The sequence below is a fragment of the Vibrio sp. 10N.286.48.F5 genome (assembly GCF_041469785.1).
In the GTDB taxonomy this organism is placed as follows: Bacteria; Pseudomonadota; Gammaproteobacteria; order Enterobacterales; family Vibrionaceae; genus Vibrio; species Vibrio crassostreae_C.
Window position 1 is genome coordinate 103,828 of the sequence record NZ_JBFRLG010000003.1, and the last position, 23,530, is coordinate 127,357.

At 45.0% G+C, this 23,530-nt stretch carries 15 protein-coding genes, 1 pseudogene and 1 riboswitch; of the genes and pseudogenes, 7 read left to right on the top strand and 9 right to left on the bottom strand.

All coding sequences use genetic code 11. The features are described from left to right. Positions 1 to 981 (top strand): alpha-L-glutamate ligase-like protein, encoded by a 981-nt coding sequence (locus AB4185_RS02035; RefSeq protein WP_372107050.1) that lies wholly within the window; start codon positions 1 to 3, stop codon positions 979 to 981. A 124-nt stretch (positions 982 to 1,105) separates the two neighbouring features. Here the strand turns inward: AB4185_RS02035 and fdhF are convergent, their stop codons facing one another. The 5 genes and pseudogenes from fdhF to cmoM form a co-directional block, all read right to left on the bottom strand. Then, positions 1,106 to 5,335, bottom strand: coding sequence for a formate dehydrogenase subunit alpha (gene fdhF / locus AB4185_RS02040; protein ID WP_372134771.1), 4,230 nt, complete (start codon positions 5,333 to 5,335; stop codon positions 1,106 to 1,108). 381 nt (positions 5,336 to 5,716) lie between these two features. Next, positions 5,717 to 10,177: a chromosome partition protein MukB gene (gene mukB / locus AB4185_RS02045; protein ID WP_372134773.1), complete on the bottom strand. Its 4,461-nt coding sequence runs from the start codon at positions 10,175 to 10,177 to the stop codon at positions 5,717 to 5,719. Next, positions 10,174 to 10,980 carry a chromosome partition protein MukE gene (gene mukE / locus AB4185_RS02050; RefSeq protein ID WP_017067527.1) on the bottom strand — a complete coding sequence of 269 codons (807 nt, stop codon included), beginning with the start codon at positions 10,978 to 10,980 and terminating at the stop codon, positions 10,174 to 10,176. Before mukE ends, mukB begins: the two co-directional genes overlap by 4 nt. Further along, complete coding sequence (gene mukF / locus AB4185_RS02055; RefSeq protein ID WP_017055049.1) at positions 10,961 to 12,298, bottom strand: chromosome partition protein MukF; 1,338 nt, start codon at positions 12,296 to 12,298, stop codon at positions 10,961 to 10,963. The genes mukE and mukF overlap by 20 nt, the downstream gene beginning before the upstream one ends. A gap of 125 nt (positions 12,299 to 12,423) precedes the next feature. Beyond that, positions 12,424 to 13,208 (bottom strand): annotated as a pseudogene (cmoM, locus tag AB4185_RS02060) (tRNA uridine 5-oxyacetic acid(34) methyltransferase CmoM). Between the two features lie 115 nt (positions 13,209 to 13,323). Here cmoM and elyC point away from each other — a divergent pair. Continuing rightward, the gene (gene elyC / locus AB4185_RS02065) at positions 13,324 to 14,175 is read left to right on the top strand and encodes an envelope biogenesis factor ElyC (protein WP_372057981.1); all 852 of its coding nucleotides are present in this window, start codon (positions 13,324 to 13,326) and stop codon (positions 14,173 to 14,175) included. A gap of 166 nt (positions 14,176 to 14,341) precedes the next feature. Here elyC and torR read toward each other — a convergent pair whose 3' ends face one another. Beyond that, on the bottom strand, positions 14,342 to 15,055 hold the full coding sequence (gene torR / locus AB4185_RS02070) for a two-component system response regulator TorR (RefSeq protein ID WP_017062094.1): 714 nt from the start codon (positions 15,053 to 15,055) through the stop codon (positions 14,342 to 14,344). Positions 15,056 to 15,340: 285 nt separating this feature from the next. Between torR and torD the strand changes: the two genes are divergently transcribed. From torD to AB4185_RS02095, 5 genes are all read left to right on the top strand, one after another. Next, positions 15,341 to 15,988: a molecular chaperone TorD gene (torD, locus tag AB4185_RS02075; protein ID WP_017062095.1), complete on the top strand. Its 648-nt coding sequence runs from the start codon at positions 15,341 to 15,343 to the stop codon at positions 15,986 to 15,988. Positions 15,989 to 16,303: 315 nt separating this feature from the next. Beyond that, on the top strand, positions 16,304 to 17,308 hold the full coding sequence (gene purR, locus AB4185_RS02080) for an HTH-type transcriptional repressor PurR (RefSeq protein WP_017062096.1): 1,005 nt from the start codon (positions 16,304 to 16,306) through the stop codon (positions 17,306 to 17,308). Positions 17,309 to 17,478: 170 nt separating this feature from the next. Beyond that, positions 17,479 to 17,564, top strand: a riboswitch (cyclic di-GMP riboswitch). A 127-nt stretch (positions 17,565 to 17,691) separates the two neighbouring features. Continuing rightward, positions 17,692 to 18,282, top strand: coding sequence for a TfoX/Sxy family DNA transformation protein (locus tag AB4185_RS02085; RefSeq protein ID WP_019820997.1), 591 nt, complete (start codon positions 17,692 to 17,694; stop codon positions 18,280 to 18,282). 134 nt (positions 18,283 to 18,416) lie between these two features. Continuing rightward, positions 18,417 to 19,097, top strand: coding sequence for a TVP38/TMEM64 family protein (locus tag AB4185_RS02090; protein ID WP_059020315.1), 681 nt, complete (start codon positions 18,417 to 18,419; stop codon positions 19,095 to 19,097). A gap of 47 nt (positions 19,098 to 19,144) precedes the next feature. After that, a complete protein-coding gene (locus tag AB4185_RS02095; RefSeq protein ID WP_017062099.1) occupies positions 19,145 to 19,462 on the top strand; it encodes a DUF2007 domain-containing protein in 318 nt (105 codons plus the stop codon). A gap of 131 nt (positions 19,463 to 19,593) precedes the next feature. On the opposite strand, the gene AB4185_RS02100 is transcribed toward AB4185_RS02095, so the two are convergent. From AB4185_RS02100 to glgC, 3 genes are all read right to left on the bottom strand, one after another. Next, positions 19,594 to 20,391 carry an alpha/beta fold hydrolase gene (locus AB4185_RS02100; RefSeq protein ID WP_017062100.1) on the bottom strand — a complete coding sequence of 266 codons (798 nt, stop codon included), beginning with the start codon at positions 20,389 to 20,391 and terminating at the stop codon, positions 19,594 to 19,596. A gap of 285 nt (positions 20,392 to 20,676) precedes the next feature. After that, a complete protein-coding gene (gene glgA / locus AB4185_RS02105; protein WP_102332491.1) occupies positions 20,677 to 22,131 on the bottom strand; it encodes a glycogen synthase GlgA in 1,455 nt (484 codons plus the stop codon). Next, the gene (gene glgC / locus AB4185_RS02110; RefSeq protein ID WP_080582251.1) at positions 22,121 to 23,350 is read right to left on the bottom strand and encodes a glucose-1-phosphate adenylyltransferase; all 1,230 of its coding nucleotides are present in this window, start codon (positions 23,348 to 23,350) and stop codon (positions 22,121 to 22,123) included. Before glgC ends, glgA begins: the two co-directional genes overlap by 11 nt. Between the last annotated feature and the right edge of the window lie 180 nt (positions 23,351 to 23,530).

Sequence of the window (23,530 nt, forward strand, 5' to 3'; positions counted from 1 at the left end):
ATGTTTGATCAATTTACTTCACCGTTTAAGTTGAAAGACAAAGGCATAATGGGGATGAACAAGCGTAACCATAGTTATATTGGTCGCTACAATGATCGTTCCAAGTATCCACTCGTTGATGACAAGCTTAAGACGAAGATCATTGCTGAACAGGCTGGTGCTACTGTACCAAAACTGATTGGCGTGATTGGTCATCAAGCTGAAGTAAAAACAATCCACAAGATGGTAAAAGAGTGGCCGGGTTTCGTAATCAAGCCAGCTCAAGGCAGTGGTGGTAAAGGTATCCTTGTTGTGACTTCTCACAAGGACGGCGTTTACACCAAGCCATCGGGTTCGACTATCAATGAAGAAGATGTAGAGCGCCACATCAGTAACGCTCTCGCGGGTCTTTTCTCACTCGGTGGTAAGAACGATGTTGCTGTAGTTGAAAACCTCATCAAGTTTGACGAGTGTTTTGACGGCTTCAGTTACGAGGGTGTACCAGATGTACGAATCATTGTATTCAAGGGCTACCCTGTAATGGCGATGATGCGTCTATCGACTTCGGCTTCTGATGGTAAGGCGAACTTGCACCAAGGTGCTGTGGGTGTCGGTATTTGTATCGCAACCGGCAAGGCCGTTCGTGCGGTTCAGTTTGACCATCCAGTGACACACCACCCAGATACGGGTAAAGAGTTGGCGCTACTTCAGGTGCCGCATTGGGAGAAACTGCTGACCCTTGCATCAAGTGCTTGGGAAATGACAGGCCTTGGTTACATGGGTACGGACATGGTTTTAGACCAAGAAGAAGGCCCGATGGTACTGGAGCTAAACGCTCGCCCTGGATTAGCAATACAGATTGCAAACGGCGCAGGTTTATTACCTCGCTTGCATCATATTGAAAACCTGGGCACACCGGCTGAATACCCAAAACCAGCAGAGCGCGTTGCCTACGCTGCTAAGCAATTTGGTGTTCACGGTAGCGAAATTGTTCAAAACTAAGCTCATCTAAATTAAAGCGAAACGACTCAGTTATTGATACTGAATCTAGCTCGATAAAAAGGCCGCATAACTCTGAGAGTTACGCGGCTTTTTAATGCCAGCCGTCTTCACCGAGCTAATATGATTAAGCCTCTGTTACTTCACACTCAGGCTCACGAATAGGATCAATACGCACAGCCGCCACCTTAAATTCAGGGATCTTCGCGTGTGGATCAGTCGCTGTGGTAGTCAAACGGTTAACTGGTGATTCAACAAAATGGAATGGAATAAATACCACACCCTTTTGCATTCGTTTAGTCACAAAGGCCGCGATTTCGATTTCACCACGACGTGTTGAGACCTTAAGCATCTGACCATTCGAGATACCTAGCGCTTCAGCATCATGAACACTCACCATGGCACGCGGCCCTGCTAAGTTATCCAACCCTTTTGTTTTACGTGTCATGGTTCCGGTGTGGAACTGTTCTAGAATACGGCCTGTCGTTAATACTAACGGGTATTCCGCATCCGGTAGCTCAGCAGCGTATCTAAACGGAATCGCCTCCATTTGACCACGCCCACGCGTAAATTGGGTCTGGTGCATGATACGTGTGCCATCAGGGTTGTTCTTATTACTTGGCCATTGCACGCCGTTCACCGTAATGTTCTCCCAACGTAAACCACCATACTGTGGCGTGACACGCGCTATCTCATTGGTGATATCAGCAACCGAGTCATATTCCCAATTGCCGCCCATCGCATTAGCCAACATTTGGATAATCACCCAATCTTCTTTCGCTTCACCTGGAGGCAATACCGCCGGGTTAATACGCTGAACACGACGCTCGGTATTAGTAAAATGACCAGACTTCTCAGCAAACGAGCAAGACGGTAGCACCACATCGGCATATTGAGCGGTTTCGGTTAAGAAAATATCTTGAACCACGAGGAAATCTAACGCTTCAAGACCTTCAATCACATGCGCTTGGTTCGGGTCACTCAGCACTGGGTTCTCGCCCATTACGTACAGACCACGAACATCTCGATGACACGCTCCATCAATAATTTCGGTCAACGTTAAGCCTGTTTCAGCCGGTAGGTCAGAAACACCCCACTCCATCGCGAATTTTTGACGAACCATTGGGTTGTACACTTTCTGATAACCCGGAAGGTTATTTGGCAATGCGCCCATGTCACACGCACCCTGAACATTGGATTGACCACGTAATGGGTTGATACCGCCGCCTTCAATTCCGATATTGCCACACAAGAGCTGTAGGTTAGCGATTGATCGAACGTTATCGTGACCAGTGGTATGTTGCGTAATGCCCATCGAGTAGTACACCGCTGTACGCTCTGCAGTACCAATCAATCGCGCCATTGCGAAGATGTCTTCCGCTTTAACGCCAGTTACCAGCTCCACTTTGTCTAGTGAATAACTTGGTGACATTACCTCTTGAAGCAAGGTATCAAAGCCATCCACACGGTCTTCGATATACTCTTGGTCGTACCAACCGTGTTTGATGATTTGCTGCATCACACCATTGATCAACATTACATCAGTACCCGGTCGGTGCGCTAAATAAAGTTCAGCATGGTCAGCAATATCGATTCGTTTTGGATCGGCAACGATCAATCTCGCTCCACCATGTCTCACAGCTTGCTTGATATGCGAGCCAATAATTGGGTGTGCTGACGTGGTGTCGGAGCCAATAATAAAGATCACATCTGAGTGCTTGATGCTTGGAATATCATTGGTCATCGCCCCGCTACCTAGCGAAGCCTCTAAACCAGTAACAGTAGATGCGTGACAAAGGCGCGCACAGTGATCGACGTTATTGGTACCGAGTTCACGACGTATGAATTTTTGGAAGGCATAGTTATCTTCATTGGTGGTTTTCGCCGACGAGAACCCCGCTAAAGCGTTACTGCCAAAGCCTTGCTTAATCGCAGTAAACTTCTCGGCAATAAGCTTAACTGCCTCATCCCAACTTGCAGGTTGCAACCAGCCATCTTTACGAATTAATGGTGTGGTTAAACGCGCATCGCTGCCCACAAAATCGAAGCCAAATCGTCCCTTAACACACAACATGCCTTCATTAACCGGAGAGTCTCCGCCTTCGATATAGCGGATTTTGTTTTTCTGCTCATCGATATGCATGGTTAGCTTGCAGCCGACACCGCAATAGGTGCAGATGGTATCGACTTTCTTGAGTACGTCTGTGTCTCCCTGCTTTCTGTCGCGAGCATCCACCATTGCACCGGTTGGACACACCTGAATACACGATCCACATTGAACGCAGTTTGAGTCGCCCATTAAGGTCTTATCTGCCCCAAAGTTAGGGCGACATTCAGGTCTTGATGCAGGTTTGCCATCCGATTGATTCATGAAGCTTAGAACGCCATGAACATTCTGTTCTCGACATGCTTGAATACACTGGCCACAACTAATACAGCGGTTGGCGTCAAAGATAATGAACTCAGAACTGTCATCGACCGAAAATTTTTGCCTTGTTAACCCGACCTTCGCTTCTTCAGCACGAATCGCCTGCCAACTCTCATTCGAAGCCACATCGATTTTGTACTCTGGATGCGTTTGCGTTGCTTTGTATTCGGTCGAGTAGTCTCGTAGGTCGCAATCGGTATTGGCTTGGCAGCCACACTCTAGACATCTTGCAGCTTCCGCTATTGCATCAGCATTCTCAAACCCTGTTTCTACTTCATCAAAGCTTTGTTCACGCTGCTCGGGCGTTAGTTCTGGCATGACCTTACGAGCCATGCGTTGTATCGACTGGTATTGCTCAGGATCCACCGCTTTGAGCTGTTTGTGCTTTCTTGAGTTAAACGGTTTGGCTGGAATATTGTCCATATCACCATGGAAGAAGCGATCGATCGCTTGTGCAGCAATACGCCCATCCCCCACCGCTTCGACTGCGGTTGCAGGGCCGCGTCGGAAATCACCAATACTGAAAATATTTCCGGTTCCGGTATGCATGGTTTGTGGATCAGCATCTGCGGTATTCCAACGAGTAAGAGGAATATCAATCGCTTCATTGTCCATAAAGCTCAGATCAGGCTTTTGCGACACGGCAGCAATAACCGTATCAAACGCTTCAACAAAGAACTCGCCAGTTGGTTTAGGGCTGCGGCGGCCTGAAGCATCAGCAGGACCCAAAGCCATTCGTTCTAATCGTATTTCTGATACATGACCATTTTCATCGGCTATGTTTTCTGCAGGGTTGGTTAAGAAGTGGAACTTCACACCCTCATGTTCAGCTTCTTCGATTTCGTAATCTTCTGCTGGCATCTCATCTCGAGTACGACGATAAATCAGCGTAGTATCCGCGCCATCACGAACTGCGGTTCGAGCACAGTCAATCGCTGTATTACCGCCACCGATCACGGCAACCTTTTTACCAGTGACGTACTGCTGATCGGTCACGTAATCTTTCAGATAATCGACACCCAAATAACAACCTCCGAGTTCGCTACCCGGGTAATTCATCTCGACCGCTTGCGATGCACCAACGGCTAAACAAACCGCATCAAAATCGTTACTTAAATCAGACAGTGTAAAATCAACACCGAGTTTTTTACCGCACTCAACCACCATTCCGTTGCGACACATCAACTCGATTTCTTTATCTAGAATCGACTTAGGTAAGCGATATTCAGGGATACCGTAACGCAGCCAACCACCCGCTTGCGGCATCGACTCATAGACACTGACATCATAGCCTTCGTTAGATAGGTAATAACCCGCCGTAAGCCCACCGGGGCCACTACCAACAATAGCAATGCTCTTGCCTTTATTTGGTTTCTTCGCTGGCATGTAGCTCTCTTGAGCCGCTAGATCCGCATCGGCAGCGTGTCGTTTGAGTTGGCGAATCGCAATGGATTCATCGACCAAGTTACGACGACATTCGGTTTCACAGAAAGCAGGACACACACGACCAATTGAAAGCGGCATTGGCAATGTCTTTTTGATCACTTCAATCGCTTTAATGTGATCATTTTGAGCAATATGGTGCAGGTAAGATTGGATGTCGACCCCAGCAGGACAGGCTGTTTGGCATGGCGCCTCACAGTCAGCGTAGTGATCGGTCATGATGCGATTCAACGCTTCTTGTCGATGATTCGTTAACTGTTTTGACTGAGTGGTAATATTCAGCCCATTAGACACTTCAAGCTCACAAGAGCGAGTAACACCAACGCCATCAACTTCCACAACACACAAATCACACGGCACTTTATCCGCTGTTTTATTCAAACCACATAAAGATGGGATTTCCAAACCACATGTTTTTGCCGCTTCAAGAACGGTTTGTCCTTGCTCGACGATTCGATATTTCCCATCAATAACGATTTGAATCATACCTAAGTCCTACCTTTACCTTTCGCACACGCGAGTTATCAACAATTAAAATTTAAGTAATACAATATTATTAATATTATTAAATCTATGTCATTACCATACATTATTTGTGGTTTTGTGCGTGTGACCTCAAATAAGTTCCATTGATAATAACCATAATGTATGAGTGGTCTTATCAGTGTCGACGAAAGGATTAAGCGGGAGGGGTTCTGCTGTAGAAGTAAGAAGTAAGAAGTAAGAAGTAAGAAGTTAGATTCAAGGTACAAAAAAGCCCCTAATGATTAGGGGCTTTGAACAAATATCATTGAGTCGCTTTCGAGCTTATAGCTAAGCTATCAAGGTTATTGCTCGGCTATCAAGATTATAATTCGGCTATCAAAGTTATTGCTCAGTTTCTTCGATAAGCTCTTGCACCGGAGATGCTGGTTTGTTTTGAGCAAAACCGCGCAGGCCAACAACATGTACGTGTTCGTGGTCTTTGAAGACCTTACGAACCAGTTTGTAGGTTGTACCTTTCTCTGGGCTAATGTTTTCAGGTGCTGCAATCAGAAGTTGCATACCCAAACGGTCACACAGTTCAAACAGCGTAGAGATCGACTTAGAATCCAAACGTGCTGCTTCATCAAGGAACAACAAACGACATGGAACGATGTCTTTACTGCGAAGTCGACGAGATTCCTCTTCCCAGCTCTGAATAACCATCAATAGGATTGACTGACCCGTACCGATCGCCTCACCCGTAGACAATGCGCCCGATTCAGCTTGTAACCAACCATCTGAACCACGGTTAACTTCAACACTCAGCTCTAGGTAGTTACGGTAATCCAGTAGCTCTTCACCAAGAACCTGTGGAGAACGTTGACCCATATCGATATGCGGGTTCACTCGTTGGAACAACTTCGCCATCGCTTCTGAGAAGGTAAAGCGCGTTGATTCAAACAAGTCTTTGTGTTGCTCTTGTTGAGTTGCTAGCCCTGATAGCAAGATCTCGTGGCTTTCACGGATCTTAACGTTCAGACGTACGCCTTTAACCTGACCAAAGTAAATGTTAGACAAACCTTGATTCAGCATTCGAATACGGTTCTGCTCGCGCTGAATCGTTTTCTTGATGATGCTTGCTACGGACTCAGAGCTGATTGCCAGGCGATTTTCACGCTGCGTCAACTCTTCTGTTAGTCGAGCTAGCTCCACTTCCATCTCTTCGATTGCTTCAACCGGATCATCCGTGTGAATAATATCTTGGCGAATACGCTCACGAAGGTGTTGGTAAACCGCAATGTAGAACAGAACTTTACGCTCTGGATGCGCGTTGTCTTCAGATAAACGCAGCGAATCACGCAGGTCGTCATTGTCGGCTACCGCCAGACGTAGCGCACCCAGTGATTTATCCGACATAGAGCGAAGCTCGCCTGCCGTTAGATAAGCCAGTTCACGTTTATGCAGACGACGTTCAACATCATTCTCACGCGCTAAACGAAGTACTGAACACCAACCCGCTTTCGCTGCAACAACGAAAGTACGAAGCTCGGTGTACTCTTTTTGAACTTTCTTAAGACGCTTAGCCAGTGCTTTCATCTCAAGTTCAGTTGACGTAATCGTACGCTCGTATTCACTCTTACGGCTGCGAGATGTGTGCAGACGCTCTTGAAGCTCGTCACGACGACGTACAGCACGCTCTTCAGCGCCTTCGTCAGCGTTTACGCCGAACTCTTGTAGCTCTTGTTTGAACTCTTGAACCGTTTCTTGCTTCGCTTGATGTGAGCTCTTCAGTGCCGCCAATACTTGGTTGTATTGGTTCATCTGTTCGCGAGCTTGCTTCAAGCCATCGCGGCCTTTGGTTCTTGCTTGTTCAGCTTGAACCAACTTCGCTTTCAGTTGCTCGCTCAGTTCACTGCTCTTATTAAGCAAATCAACAGAATCCGCGTAAGCAAAGTAATGACGACGCTCAATCAGATCAGACAGTGCGAACACTTTGCCTTTTAGCGTTTGTAGCGCGTTGTCTGCTTGACGGTACTCTGCTTCCAAAGCTTCGAATTGCTCTGGGTCAGCGTCTAGTGCAGATACGAACTGTTCTAGAGAAGTAAGCGCCTTGCCGTGCGTATTCAAGTAAGATTTCGCTTCACTTAAACGCTCTAGTTGCGCTTCTAATTCAGCTAAACGCTCAGCCAATGTTTCGTCTTCTAAAATACGAACCATTGGTGCTAATTTATCTAGCGCACCAAGTGCCTGCTTGCTTTGTAGAAGCTGACTGCGTTGCTGCTGCTCTTTAGAGTTAAGCTCAGCCAGAGAACGAACAATTTGATTACGCTTATCACGAATCGCAGCAAGTGCTTGCTCTGGGTCTGCATTAAACGCAACGTGCAGGTGTTTCGCTACAAAGCTGTTGAATGCTTGGTATAAACGATTCAGCTTTTGAGAGTCAAACGCAGCTTTCGCGTGATTCTCAACAACCACATCGCGCTCTTCTCGCAGTTTCTCTAAACGCTGCTCACGAGCCGCACGACCAAACAGTGGGATCTCAGGGAAACGAGAGTAACGCATTTGGCGATCGTTCAATTGAACACACACCGCGCCTTCAAGCTCATCGGCATTGAATGAACTGTCATCAAACGCGTCGACATCGCCTTCTAGGATGTAAAGGTCTTCTGGACAATCATCAAGATCCACCAGCTTCTCTTTAATACCATCAAGATCAGAAACCACAATTGCGTGACGAGCTGGGCCGTACATCGCACTGAAGTACGGCGCATCACCAATCGTGATGTCATCGTAGATCTCAGAAAGCAACACGCCACCAAGCGTATCCGCCAGACCTTTCAAACGAGGATCGTTAGAGCCACCTGGAGAGGCTAAACGCTCAATCTCTTGCTCAAGTTCAGCTCGGCGCGTAGCCAACTGATCTTTTGCTACCGCTTGAGATTTCTCATCTTCAAGCACTTGCTGCATTTGAGTCATCACCGCTTGGCTATCTTCTAGCTCAGCGTCGGTTTGATCTCTTAATGCTTCAAGCGCATCGTTTGCCGTGATCCACGCTGGAGCAATGGACTCAAGCTTTTGAATCTCTTGGTCGTGGTTTTGTTGCACACGACGTTGCTCACTCTTCGCTTCACGCAGTTCTTCTTGAGCGTACTCAAGAGATTCGATCTGCATAGCGTGACGTTCACGTTCTTCATCGAAAACCGCTTCGTCAGTCAGTGAGATGTTGTGTTGCTTTTGGTATTCAGTCGCTAGCTCTTTTGCTTGACGCTGCTGAGCCACATCACGAGCCATATCGCGGTGCTGAGCACGCCACTGCTGTTCATTTTCAACAACGTGTTTTGCGTTACGGCCTTTTTCTAAAGCTTGCTTAGCGCTTTGAGACGCTTCTTTACGCTCAACGTCACCCACAATACTTTTAACAAGAGCGAGCGCTTTGTCGAACTGCGCAGAAGCAGCAGAAGACATGTCTAGTTTATGTTTAGTAGACAGCAGCGTTTGAGTGCTTGATTCTTCTTGTGCTTTTAGCTCAGAAACCAGAGTTAGTGCGCTTTCTGCCGTAATAGACTCATCACCAAGTAGCTGCTTAGTTTTCTCTAATGCTTGAACCGCTTGCTGGTATTGAAGTGCACGAGTCTGCTGAACATCCAATGCTTGTTGGTAGTCAGCAAGCTGAGTTTTCAGGCTATCCACTTCTTCTTCAGTGATGGTTGCCTGCTCTTCAGCAAGAAGTACTCGCTCTTGAGCTTCTTCAACCACCATCATTTGCTCTTCTAGACGCTCGTTAAGCTCTTCTAGATCTTCGCTGTAGCGGGCAATTTTCTCTTGCTGACGAAGTGCAGTTTGAACTAATTGCAGATGATCCGAAGCCGCTTGGTAATCTTGCTCTAGTGCTGATTCTTGATCGACAAGTAACTCTAGTTCTTCTTGAACGCGGTTCAACAAGTTGTTTTGATCAAGCAAGGTTTCACGAGAACCAAACAGCTCACCACGGAACTTCATGGTTTGATCAAGCTTGTTGCGACGATCGTTAGCATGGCGCATGTAATCTGCTGCCACGTAGTTCGTAGATTCAGTGATCAAGTGCTTAAACAAATCACGATCCGACTGAGTCGTTTTGATCGCTTCTAGCGTCATACGGTTTTCGCGTAGTGCTGATTCCATGTCTTGGAACGCTTTCTTCACACCACCATTTTGCGGTAACAGATAATCACGCAGAGAACGCGTAATCGCACTTGAGATACCACCGTAAAGTGATGCTTCAATTAGGCGGTAGAACTTAGAACGGTCGCTGCTGTTACGTAGTTTCTTCGGTACCACACCGTATTCAAACATTTGCGAGTGGTAATCAACAATCGAAGAGAAGGCCTTAAAATGCGTGCCTTCGTATTGTGCAACCGCCGCTTTCACGTCGTTCAACTGACATACGCGAGCGTGGCTGTCTGAAACGTTCTGAATCAACACATCCGTTGGTTTCACATGGCTTGGAAGGCCTTGGATAACGAACGGTTTAATGTCGACTTTCTTATCACGACCCGCGACTTGCTGCAGTTTTACTGCAAACAATAGACGCTGATTACGAGAGTTCACAACATCTAGTGCGGCATAACATGCGCCTGGCTGAAGCTTACCGTAAAGGCCTTTATCACGAGATGACTGTGAGCTACCCGCTTCCGTTGTGTTACGGAAATGCAGAAGGCTTTGGTCAGGGATCAGTGCTGTGATGAATGCCGCCATTGTGGTCGACTTACCCGCACCGTTACCGCCAGAAAGCGTTGTAACCAATCCATCAATATCAAAAGTACGCGCAAAGAAGCCGTTCCAGTTGACCATGGTTAATGATTGATACTTACCTCTTTCAATCATGCTTCACCTTCTACTTTTGTTTGTTCGCCAGCATTTGACTCAAGGTCAAAGTCAGCTTGATCGTTAAAAATGTCTTGTTGACCGTTTTCGTCTACGTCTGCATCTACTTCTGATGTGGCTTCCGCTTGTTCTTCATTCAACAAGCTACCTTGGTTAGGCTCTTGGGTATGCACCACAGCTTCACCATCACGGATAAGACGTAACTGCGCTTCTTTCATATCATCGCCAACACGAACGTCAGCGCCAAAACGGAATACCGCTTCGCTGATACGGAACTTGCCGGTTTCACCAATCGCAATCAGCATGCCGATACGGCGTAAACGACGTAGAGAAGTACGTACTTTTTCGAACAGCTTTTCTTTATCTAGGTCAGAACCAGACGCACGGTTGGTTGCTAGCTTCATGAGTTTTTTCTCATCCGCTAACGACATCAACTCATCAAACAGTTCTTGGTTGGTGAAGATACCTTCATGAGCAAGACGTTCTGGGCTTAGGTATAAGAAACACAACACCTTTCCAACCAACATGTCGAGCTCAGACAACACACTACGACCAATCAGAGACGTAGAACGCGGACGCAGGTAATAGAAACCTTCCGGCGCTTTTACCAATTCCGTATTGTAGCGTTGATAGAAATGCTGAAGCTCAACTTCAAAATCAGACAGCAACGCGTGGTTATCTAGGTCTTCTGTTGAAACATGCTTACCTGAACGCAGCATGCTATCTAGCGCAGGGAACAGTGGGTTCGCTATCGCTTTTACCAGTTTCTCTGGCATGTAATCATCAGTACTTGTTAATGACATTTGCTTGTACCTTTGCACCGAAATCGTTAATTGCCTGCCAATCTGGCTGAATAGCCTGATAGTCAGACTCTGAGTAACCTAAGCGCACGGCTTGGTCGACAACAATTCTGGCTAAATCAAAATGGTGTGTGCGAGGGTGTGCAGCGAGGTAATCGCGTAACACAAGGCCAAGATCAATTGGCGCGCCTTGCTGTTTGTGAGCTTTTAACATCTCTGCAATTCGATCTGAAAGCAGGTCATTTACTTGCTCAAATTCTTCGTACTCTACGTCGATTGGTGCTTGTCCCATCACTTCGTCATCACGAAGCACGAGCGCTTCATCACGAAGATCCGTCAGCTTCTCAGCATCGGCGTAGGTCAATAACCAAGGCGCATCAAAGTAGTCAGTGACTGACTGACGCAAGCGCTGGCTAAAGGCGCGGTTTTTATCCATATCAATCGCGGTACGGATGAACTTGTGAACATGGCGGTCGTAGCCGATCCATAAATCGATGGCTTGTTGGCCCCAACTGGTGATTCGGTCTAGCTTCATCTGCAAGCCGAACAGGGTTTCGCCAACGAACTCGAGTTCATCGTCACCGTAAACAATTTCTTGAATATCGAGGATCTGTGTTTGCAGTTCATCCCCCGCCGCTTGCAAGGTGTCTTGCAATTCTTTTAGTGTGGACGAGGTTTCTGAAAGCAAGGTTTCACAGTTGTTAATCGCCTCTCGCCAATCCTTGTTTAAAAGGTCGGCAATTTGCTGTTTAACGGTTTGCTGCTGCTCATCCATAACACGTTGGTTAAGATCAATCTGATCGAAAATTTCACCAACAGAATACTTGAGCACGCCGTAAACATTCTTTCTCCAATGTCCTGGAGTTCCGCCTTTTTGTGCTGCTTCAATGGCTTTTGCCATCTCGTCCGCAACCATAGAAAGCTGGATAGACAGTTTTAACTTAGAGAACTGACGGTGGCGTAAGTAATAATCTGAAATACCAATCGCCAATGGTGATAAGCGATAAATACTCGCACCATCGGTGATTTCGCTGGTAAAGCGGCTAATCAACTTCTGTTTAACTAACTCGTTGATGGCATTGTTGGCACGAAACGCGGACGCTTCGCCAGTATCTTCAAACAGTCGAGTGACGATGGTAAATGCATCGTGCAGTTCACCCTCGCCCAACTCTTCATCGAACCTTTCATTGCTTAGTACTGCGATAGCAATCAAAAATGCTAAGCGCTCTGGTGGCAAGTTTAATGAAAAATCATGCTGCTTGACCCAGCCCACCAACTCATCAATTGGCTGCTCTTCGGCAGTTTGAGTCATTTCACTCATTGTGGTTCCTGTTACTGTTCTTCGTCATATCGAATGTATTAGATATGACGCCTATTTCTTTATGACGCGGGCTTCTTACGATTGCATAGCGCATGTTGTGGCTTCTTTTACCACATTCACCGCTGTTATTGCGCAGGTTTTTGAGCCCAAACGTGAATATAACGGCCTAGTGACAGATATGGCTCTTGGCGACATAGCTGTTTTTCCAGTTCCAATACATCTTCAAATTGGTAATCGCCCATGTACTCCATATTACCTATGTAGTCACTGAAAGAGCGAATGCCTGATTTACCACAGATTTCTAGACCAGCGTCTTCTATCCATTGATAAACCTCTTCCGGCTTCAAGCCTTTTTGTGGTTGCAGCTTAAACCGTTTTCGATGTGGCATCCCATTCAATACATGAGGAATGTTGCCACAAATCACATTTTTCAGGACTAATCCGTGGTGGTTGTAAAACATTATCGAGGCAACACCACCTGGCTTAACTTGTTCAAGCAATAAATCAAGCGCCTCTTTAGGATCGGCTAACCATTCCATTACGGCATGAAACATCACAAAATCGACTTTCTCATCGAGATGTTCTGCGACTTTTTGTACCGGTGAATGAATAAATCGATATTGCTCTAGCAAACCCGCTTCGCTGATACTTTCTTCGGCGAGCTTCAGCATTTCAGAAGAGAGATCACACAGAGAAACGTTATGCCCAAGCGACGCAATTTTTGCGACATCTGCGCAAGGCCGCCTCCAGCATCAAGCACATGCAGCGGCGAAGCTGATTGCTCAAACTTGCTCAAAGCTTGTTCTAAATCTTCCCATACGATGATCTGACGGATCTCTCCTTTGTCAGAGCCGTAAATATTTTTTGCAAATTTGTGGGCAATATCGTCGAAATTACGGTCTTCAGTCACGGCTACTTGAGTTATTATGTCCTATCGTGCCTGCTATTCTGTCACAGGAATTTCAGGAATAAAGAGGCGATGTCTCTTTTTACTACTAAGTGATGTTTTTTCGGACTATTCGGATATGTTTGAGCTGAAAAAAGTAGTGTCTTCGCTATTGATGCCACTGCCAGCAATGTTAATTCTCGCTTTTCTGGGTTTAGCCCTAGTGATGTTTACTACCAAAAGGAAGACTGGTTGCCTAATCACCCTCTCAGCCCTATGTGGTATTTTCCTAATCGCTTTCCAGCCAGTTTCTAGTCAACTTTTAATGCCAATGGAAAGGCAACACACCGCATTTTTACCTGTCGATGAAACCGTCGATTACGTGATGGTTCTTGGAAGTGGTCACGTCGTAGACGACCAAATTCCACCGACATCAGAACTTAGCCGCACCGGCCTGATGCGTTTAAGTGAAGGGATTCGTATTCTACGCCTCTACCCTGGTGCAAAACTCATTTTGTCTGGCTATGGCGCAGGCACTGAAGTAAGTAACGCAAGAATGATGGCTAAAGTGGCTTTAGCACTTGGCGTAGCAAAGCCCAACATCATTCTGCTTGAAACCGCAAAAGACACTTGGGAAGAAGCCCGCCAAGCCGCTGCGTTCGTTAAGAATAAAAGAATGGTGTTGGTGACTTCAGCGAGCCATATGACTCGCGCACTGAACGAATTCAATGCTGCTGGAATGAAACCACTGCCGGCACCAACTAACTACCTTGCACAAGAAGGTATAGTTGAGCCTTGGAACAAGTACCTGCCAAAAGCTCTTTACCTTGAGCAGACTGAGCGATACTGGCACGAAACTATGGGATTAGTTTGGCAAAGCCTGCGTGATTGGCTAGATACAAGCAATGACATTGTTGAAGAGCCGGTGATTCCAGAAGCTTCCAGCTTAGTTGAAGATGACGGTGAAGTTTCTGCGGCTCAGCCTCAGTAAGCCAATTGAATCTTTAAACTCATACTGAGCAGACTGAGTCGGCAAGTATTTTTAGGTTCTCTGTTCGTTAACAATGAAAGCTAAGCAATAAAAAAGCCGAGACATCAATGGTGTCTCGGCTTTTTACGTTTAAATTTCGTTGTTGATTAATCACTTCCGAAGGAAATCAATCACCAGCGAACATGTAACCTTCACCGTGAACCGTCACAAAAATTTGTGGGTTCTTAGGATCAAACTCCATTTTTGCACGCATACGACGAATCAATACGTCGATAGTACGGTCATTAGGCGCGTCCACTCGGTGGCTAATCATATTCAAAATACGTTCGCGGCTTAATACTTGGTTAGGGTAAGAAGACAATGCCACTAGCAGTTCGTATTCTGCTTTGGTCAATTTCACCGGTTCGCCGTTTTTGCTTAACGCACGACGAGGGATATCAAATGTCCACTCACCAAAACGAACCACAGACTCATCTGATATTTCTTCGACTGCGCCCGCTGCTGTTTTACGAGCAGCAGAAATACGCCAAAGTAGGTTTTTAACTCGAACTAATAACTCGCGAAGTTCGAAGGGTTTAGTAACGTAATCGTCAGCGCCCATTTCAAGGCCAACGATTTTGTCGATGCTATCCGTGCGTCCAGTAACTAAAATAATTCCAATGTCTGATTGACTGCGTAATTCGCGAGTTAGCATCAATCCATCTTCGCCTGGTAAGTTGATGTCCAGCATAATGAGGTCAACGTTGTTTTCTTCTAACACGTTTCTCATTTGAGCGCCGCTTTCTGCTTCGCTCACTGTGTAACCCTCGTTCTGGAAGTATCCAACCAGTTTACTGCGGGTTACCACATCATCTTCTACGACTAATACGTGATAGCTCATCTACACCACTTTTCTTATTTAATAGTTTCAGTGACTATTCTATTCATAACTAGTAACAATTCTAGTGGTACAGAAGATAAAAGCCAGAAACATGGATTTTTTTTGATACAAGACAATCTTAAACCTTGCTATTTATCGTCCATCGCAATTCAATATAGGCATTACTACTAACGAGTAACTTTGCGTTTCGCAAATAACCTTGTTATTCAGCCTTGGTGTGCTTATGCCCAAGTGACTTCAAGATGCATATAAGCAACATCACAAGACTAAGTCAGGATCTAACAAATGAAAGATACGAAAGCGTTCAACGAGCAAAGAGCAGAAATATACTGGTGGCTATCAAGCTTATTTGCCAAAGAGCTCACTCAAGAAGAACTCGATCACTACCACTCTGTTGAAATTCGTTCTTTCCTAACTGGTTTAGGCGAAAATGAGACACTAAAGCCAGCGATTGATAAGTTAGTGGATGCGCTGAACCGCCTACAAACTCGTGAAGATGCTCAGCTAGAACTGTCTGCAGACTTTTGCGATCTTTTCTTAAAGACAGATAAGCACGGCGCTCTTCCTTACGCTTCAATGTATATCGGCGAAACTGGCCTTTTGAATGATAAGCCAGCAAAAGATATGGAAGAGATCATGGCTAAGCACAACTTAGTTGTGAACCAAGATCTAAAAGAGCCAGCAGACCACATTGCTATCGAACTCGATTTCCTTGGTAACTTGATCATTCGTTCAAACGAAACGAATATTGAAGAAGAACTAGAGAATTCATTTGCCGCTCAACAGCAGTTTATCGAACAACAACTGCTGACTTGGTTACCAAAGTTCAACGTGAAATGTCATGACGTTGATGAATTCGGTTTCTACGCCTCCGTCTCATCGTTGCTACTCGCATTCTGTCAATTAGACACTCAATATTTAGCTGGTGAATAGCTTCTTGGATGACTAGGTAAATAAATTCAGTAGAATGTGACAATTCACCCGGATTTCTGGGTGAATTTTATTGCGAGTAATTTCTAGTCAGTCTAAAATTGTGACCGCAAACGATAAAATATGAAACATTCACGAAATGCTATGCTTATTAAAGTTCAGAGCATTTCGGTGTTAAGACAAGCCGCTCAATAGCGGTTTTTTGTTTTTTAGCACTTTAGTACCCAAAGAGCCCTACAAATTTAAGCTCTTAGTTAGGTAGCTTAACGGCTACTTTATTCCGTACTTTGGGAAAGTAGCTTCTAATAGGATAAAACCATGGCCACTATAAAAGATGTCGCTCGCTTAGCCGGCGTATCAACAACAACCGTTTCTCACGTAATCAACAAAACTCGCTTTGTTGCAGAAGCAACTCAAGAAAAAGTAAACAAAGCCGTAGATGAACTGAACTATGCACCAAGTGCTGTTGCTCGTAGTTTGAAGTGTAATACAACACGCACCATCGGCATGCTAGTGACTCAATCAACTAACCTATTCTTCTCTGAAGTTATCGATGGTGTTGAGAGCTACTGCTACCGTCAAGGTTACACTTTGATCCTGTGTAATACGGGCGGTATCTATGAGAAGCAACGTGACTACATTCGAATGCTTGCAGAGAAACGTGTAGATGGCATCTTAGTTATGTGTTCAGACCTAACTGAAGAACTAAGAGAGATGTTAGACCGTCACGCTGACATCCCTAAAGTTATCATGGACTGGGGCCCTGAGAGCTCTCAGGCTGATAAGATCATCGATAACTCAGAAGAAGGTGGCTACCTAGCGACCAAATACCTTATTGAACGCGGTCACTCTAAGATTGCATGTTTAAGTGGCCACTTAGACAAAGCAGCATGTGTTGAACGTATTGCCGGTTACAAGCGCGCACTCAACGAAGCAAAGATTTCTGCTGATGAAAATATGATCATCGAAGGCAACTTTGAGTGTGATACGGCTGTTCTTGCTGCAGAACAAATCGTTGAGATGGAAGATCGTCCAACAGCGGTATTCTGCTTTAACGATACAATGGCACTCGGCTTAATGAGCCGCCTGCAAGAAAAAGGCATTCGCATTCCAGAAGATATCTCAGTGATCGGTTACGACAACATCGAACTGGCTGAATACTTCTCTCCGCCGCTAACGACCGTTCACCAACCAAAACGTCGTGTTGGTAAGAATGCATTCGAAATTCTATTAGAGCGCATCAAAGACAAAGACCACGAAAAACGCGTCTTCGAAATGCACCCTGAAATTGTTGAACGAAGTACAGTTAAAACGTTAAATTAGTTGATAATTCGAGTTTAATTTCATCAAGCGCACCTTTAGGTGCGCTTTTTTTATCAGCAACTATAATGAACCCTTATGCATAAATGAAAGATCATTAATTGAAGCAATATCACATTTTGAAATATCAACTGTGAGCTTCATTCAACAAAAACTTTATTCTATTCAATCAGTCACGCACAGGGCAAACCACTCGAAAGAGTGAGACGCAAAGCTTCCGGCCTAAACCACTCGTTGGTATGGTAGCGGGGTTACCGATGGCAAAATGCAGTAACTACTAATAATTTAGTAATTTACGGCTTATTGACAATTTAATTGCAACATTTTGCTAATCTCTCGGACCTGCTTATTTGGTGGCGTAGTTCAAATACACCGAGATAAATAACATGGATAAACCGATACTAAAGGACTCGATGAAGTTATTTGAGTCCCTAGGAAAAATAAAATCACGCTCAATGTTTGGTGGCTTCGGTCTTTTTGCTGATGACACTATGTTTGCTCTGGTTGTAAATGACCAGTTGCACATACGCGCAGACAAAGGCACAACGAAACAATTCGAACAACAAGGGTTTCAACCGTACGTCTACAAAAAACGTGGTTTCCCTGTCGTTACTAAATATTTCGCTTTACCTGAAGGCCTCTGGCAAGACCAAGAGAAAATCTTGCAGCTTGCAACCACGTCTCTAGGTTTTGCTAAAGAAGAAAAAGCTGAGCAGTCTTCTGCTAAGCCGACCCGACTCAAAGATCTGCCTAATCTTCGACTCGCTACCGAGCGTATGTTGAAAAAGGCAGGGATCGATTCTGTAGAACGTTTATATGAATCTGGCTCTGTAAACGCATTTAACGCCATCAAAGAATCGCATGCGTCTTCTGTCAGTATTGAACTACTTTGGGCGCTAGAAGGCGCGATTAATGGTACACATTGGTCTGTTATACCGCAGCAGCGTCGCGAAGAGCTTATCAATCGCGTCAATTAACATTGTCAGTGCAATCTATATACATAACTAAGCCGCATTTACTGCGGCTTTTTTTATATCTGCTGAAAGTTAATCTATGCTTTGCCTGTCTATCTATACTATCGGTATGCATTGAAAATTTAGAGGAAGTATCAATGAGTAAGAAAATGATATTGGGTATTGTGTTGGTCGTAACCATCGTCTTGTTAGGCATCAATTTCGGCCAGTACTTAACGCTTGAAAATGCTAAGGCCCAACAAGCTGTGTTAAATGACTACATTGACAGCAACTTTATTGCGGCTGCCGCTATCTATTTTGTCGCGTATGTAATGATTACAGCTTTCTCCATTCCCGGTGCCGCTGTTGTGACCCTATTAGGGGCCGCGCTATTTGGCTTCTGGAACAGCTTGCTGCTGGTATCTTTCGCAAGTGCGATCGGTGCGACCTTAGCCTTCTTAAGTAGCCGTTACCTGTTGCGTGACTGGATTCAAACCAAGTTTGGTGACAAATTGGCGACGATTAACAAGGGGGTTGAAAAAGACGGCGCATTTTACCTGTTTTCTCTGCGTCTGATTCCTGTATTCCCATTTTTCCTTATCAACCTATTGATGGGTCTAACACCCATGTCAGTGAGTCGTTACTACCTTACGAGTCAAATCGGGATGTTACCGGGGACGGCGGTTTTCTTGAATGCTGGTACTCAGCTCGCAGAAATTGATTCACTTTCGGGCATCGTCTCCCCTTCAGTACTATTGTCATTTGCGTTATTGGGTATATTCCCAATAGTGGCTAAATGGTTGATGGGTAAGTTTCGTTCAGCGCCCGTAGCTGAATAATTTATAATAACTAAATAACACAGATAGCCGAATAAGGTTCTAATTCAATGAAAATCTTCAGTGCATCGAATCCGACAGAAGCTCATATCATCTGTGGGTTGTTAGAAAGCGAGAATATTGCCTGTGAAGTCCGTGGTGAGGGGTTGTTCGGATTAAAGGGGGAAATCCCATTCACTGAAGAAACTGACCCTTACGTATGGTTATATGAGCCAGAATTGGCCAGTAAAGCTCGCATGCTTGTCAATGACTACCAAAAGCAGCAAGATTCGATCATCTATGAAGAGTGGCGTTGTGGTGAGTGTCATGAAGTCAACGAAGCGCAATTCGGCTCTTGCTGGCAGTGCGGTGCTGCCTCACCTGAATAGCAGGGTTTCAGTGACCTGATAGAACGATTCGGTCAGATACCTCCTCCAATTAAAAACGGGAAGCTAAAGTTAGCTTCCCGTTTTTATTTCAATTCGATTAACTCATCATCTTTGATTTCACGCCTAGAAAATCACTGAATTTGTTTTTGAATAAACGCAATCGAACGCTGATTAAACTCTTCAGGGTTTTCCACGTTACACACGTGTCCACAATTCGGAATTTCTACTAGCTCACTCGACTCATGCGCTGCGACCATTTCTTTTACAGGCTTGATGAACATGTAGTCACGTTCTCCCATTAAATAAAGGGTTGGGATCGGCAATTCTCTGTCTTTGAAATACTTCATCAATGGGTTTACATCAGCCGTTAAGATAAACCAACGCTTAAACTCTTTTTGACACAGCTTTTTAGCTTCGCGGATAAAAAGATGACGAGACTCTTTTTGGCTCTTTTGTGGCATCACAACATAAGCAAAAAGGCTGTATAACCACATGTAAGGAATGATGTGCTTGCTGAGGTTACCCAACTTGATTAACACTTGAGAGCGAGTATTTAGCTTGGTGACAGCGCCACCCAGTACCATTGAACGTACACGGCCAGCCGCTAGTTCCGCAACGTTACGCACAATAATCGTGCCCAAAGACATGCCAACGAAATGTGCAGAACGGATTTTAAGATGGTCTAACACTTTAAGAATATCAAGCGTCACCGATTTGAACGTATAGCGATTCGAAATCAGCCCTTTAAGTATATTGTCTGATTTACCGTGCCCTCTCAGATCAATGAGAAGTAAGTTGAAATGCTGTTTATACGCTTTGATCTGCTTGAACCAGATGGAGGAACTGCCTCCTGCGCCATGCACAAATACAACCCACTCATCGCTCGTAGGGTGAGTAAATGTTTTATGAAATAGTAAACTCTCAGACATACCTATCGCTTTAATTATTGGAATGGAGCTATGCCTCATCACGAGGCGATGACTAAGGATATCACGCTATTAAGAACTTTAAGTGATAATAGTGTCAAACCTATCATTAGTCATGTGAATACCTACCTCACCTTTTCTACCTGACTAAAATGAGTTTGCAAGCTTTGTCTTCGTAAACGTGATGTGCTCTGACCAGGAAACAAAAAGGCACTCTACAATTAGAGCGCCTTCATTTATTACGAGCGGTTGTTGCTCGCCAGCTAATTTTAAGACTAAGTCAACAAGTTAAAGTGCTGAATGGTACATATCCAAGTATTCTTTAGCCGCATCTTCCCAACTAAAATCTTGCTGCATAGCATAAAGCTGAGCACGCTTAATTTCAGATGGGTTTTGTGCGTAAAGCAGTAATGAACGATGTAACACAGCCAATAACGCCTGCGGTGTTGGCTCTTCAAAAGCAAACCCAGTCGCGACTTCAGGATCCTCATCGTAATCATTCACACTGTCTTTTAAACCTCCCACAGAACGAACAATCGGCAAAGTACCGTAAGCCATGCTGTAGATTTGGTTTAAGCCACACGGTTCAAATTCCGAAGGCATCAAGAAGAAATCAGAGCCTGCTTCAACCAAGTGCGCAAGTTCATTATTGTACGCTTCCACGAACGAGAACTTATCTGAGTGAAGCGCTGATAGCTCTTTCAATTGACTCGCTAAAACCGGATCGCCAGTACCGACAATCACGATCTGCAGATCATTTTTCAAAAACTGTTCGATGATAGGCAGTAAGTAATGAACACCTTTTTGATTCGTCAAGCGACAAACCATGCCATAAACCGCGCAGTCGGCAACGGGTAAACCTACATCTTGTTGCAGTTTTTGCTTACAAGCTGATTTTCCGCGAGCCATGCTGTGCTTGGTCGCTTTGTATTTACGAGGCAGGAAAGCATCAGTTTCCGGATTCCAAGCCCCGTAATCACACCCATTCAAAATGCCGAACAGATCAGCCGATCTGTGTTGGAATTCTGCAGCCATACCGTGGCTACCTAATTCCGTTTTCAACTCTTCTGCATAGGTAGGACTTACTGCGTTCACTTTATCCGCGCACATCACACCAGCTCTTAGCATAGTGACATGAGTGTCACTCACTGAAGCTTCAGGCGCATGGTAACTGTGCATCTCTGGCAGGAATTGAAGTTCATCGTATGCGAACACACCTTTGAAAACCGCATTGTGGATCGAGATAACACTGCGCGTATTTTCAAAGAAATCGTGTTCTTGATAACGCGATTTAAGCAAGAAAGGAACGAAACCAGTATGCCAGTCATTTGCATGAATGATATCCGGTTGAAAACCAAGCTTAGGAAGCATATCAAGACAGGCTGCACTAAAGAACGAGAAGCGCTCTCCGTTATCAGCATAAGCTTGATTGTTTTCTGCGTACATTTCCGGGCGGTCGAAATACTTGGCACATTCAATACCAAAAACTGGAACGCCTTCTACGCTCAGTTTTTTAACTTGATAAGCCGTATGAGGCCAATGATCGAGTTCAGTCGATAAAATAACTTCTGCTGAATCAATGTTTGGAATGTTTCTATATGCGGGGATAGTCACTCGAACGTCCTGTTCGAGTGTTTGCAACGCTTTCGGCAGTGCCTTGGCTACATCAGCCAAGCCACCACTTTTAATCAAGCCTTCAACTTCAGACGCTACAAAAAGTACCGAGAGAGTCTTAGTAACCAACTCGTGCTCCTTTAGAAATCACTACAACACCATCGTCAGATACGTGGTAATGCTTTTTGTCTTCTGTCAGATTCACACCAATCTGTGTACCCGGTGCGATGTCTGCATCTTTATCAATGATAACGCGGCGCAAGATACAACCCTCACCCACTTTTACATCACCGAGTAAGATACTTTCGCTGATATCACACGCTGATGCGATATTGCTGCGGAAGCCCAATACACTCTTTTCAATACGCGAACCACGTACATAACTACCGCTACACACAAGGCTATCAATGATCTGAATTCGACCATTTGCCGAATCAGTAAACGTAGCTGGTGGTAGTGGCGGGTAATAAGTGTGTAGAGGCCATTTACGGTTGTATAGCGAGAATGGCGCATCTTTCTTAAGAAGGTCCATGTGCGCTTGCCAGTACGCGTCAATCGTACCTACATCGCGCCAGTAAACTTCTTCTTTCTCACCAGTAATACGGTTGGTGCTGAAATCATAAACAAACACATCACCACGTGGGAACATGTTTGGAATAATGTCTTTGCCGAAATCGTGTGTCGAACCTTCTCTATCAGCATCTTCCGTTAGTTCGGCAAAAAGCTCTTTCGCTTCGAACACGTAGTTGCCCATTGAAACGAGCGCTGATTCTGGATCGCCCGGGATCGACTTCGGATTTGCAGGTTTCTCTTCAAAGCCAATCATACGGCCGTCAGCATCAACCTCAATAACACCGAATTCTGATGCTTCAGCAAGCGGCATGCGCAATGCTGATACTGTTAGAGCCGCTTTCTTCTCTTTATGGAAATCAAGCATCTGTTTGATGTCCATCTTATAGATATGGTCTGAACCAAAAATACATACTTGATCAGGTTCTTCCAACTCCATAAAGCCCATGTTTTGGTAGATAGCATCTGCTGTGCCTTCATACCAACGCTTTCCTTTACGCATTTGCGCAGGAATTGGGTCGATAAAACGGTCTGTTATGCCACTGATATTCCAGCCTTTTTTCATATGGTGGAACAGTGACTGTGACTTAAATTGTGTTAATACGTAGATCTTCATTAGATCAGCATTAACGAAGTTGTTCAAAGCGAAATCAATTAAGCGGTAACTACCACCGAAAGGAACCGAGGGTTTGCTGCGAGATTCAGTTAAAGGTCTTAAGCGAGAGCCTTCACCACCAGCAAGAATCATTCCCAATACACCAGCCATTTTATTCTCCATATATCTATAGCTTGTCGATGTTAGTACTCGTAGAGGTATCTTCCTCTGGGGGATGAGCACCAACACTTATTTCGGTATTTAGCGAATATCCATTCACATACAGTGACAATATCCTAAGCCAAACGTTGTTATGTGTGCACTATTCTTTGCACTTGGTTTTATATACGTTATCGACTTTTC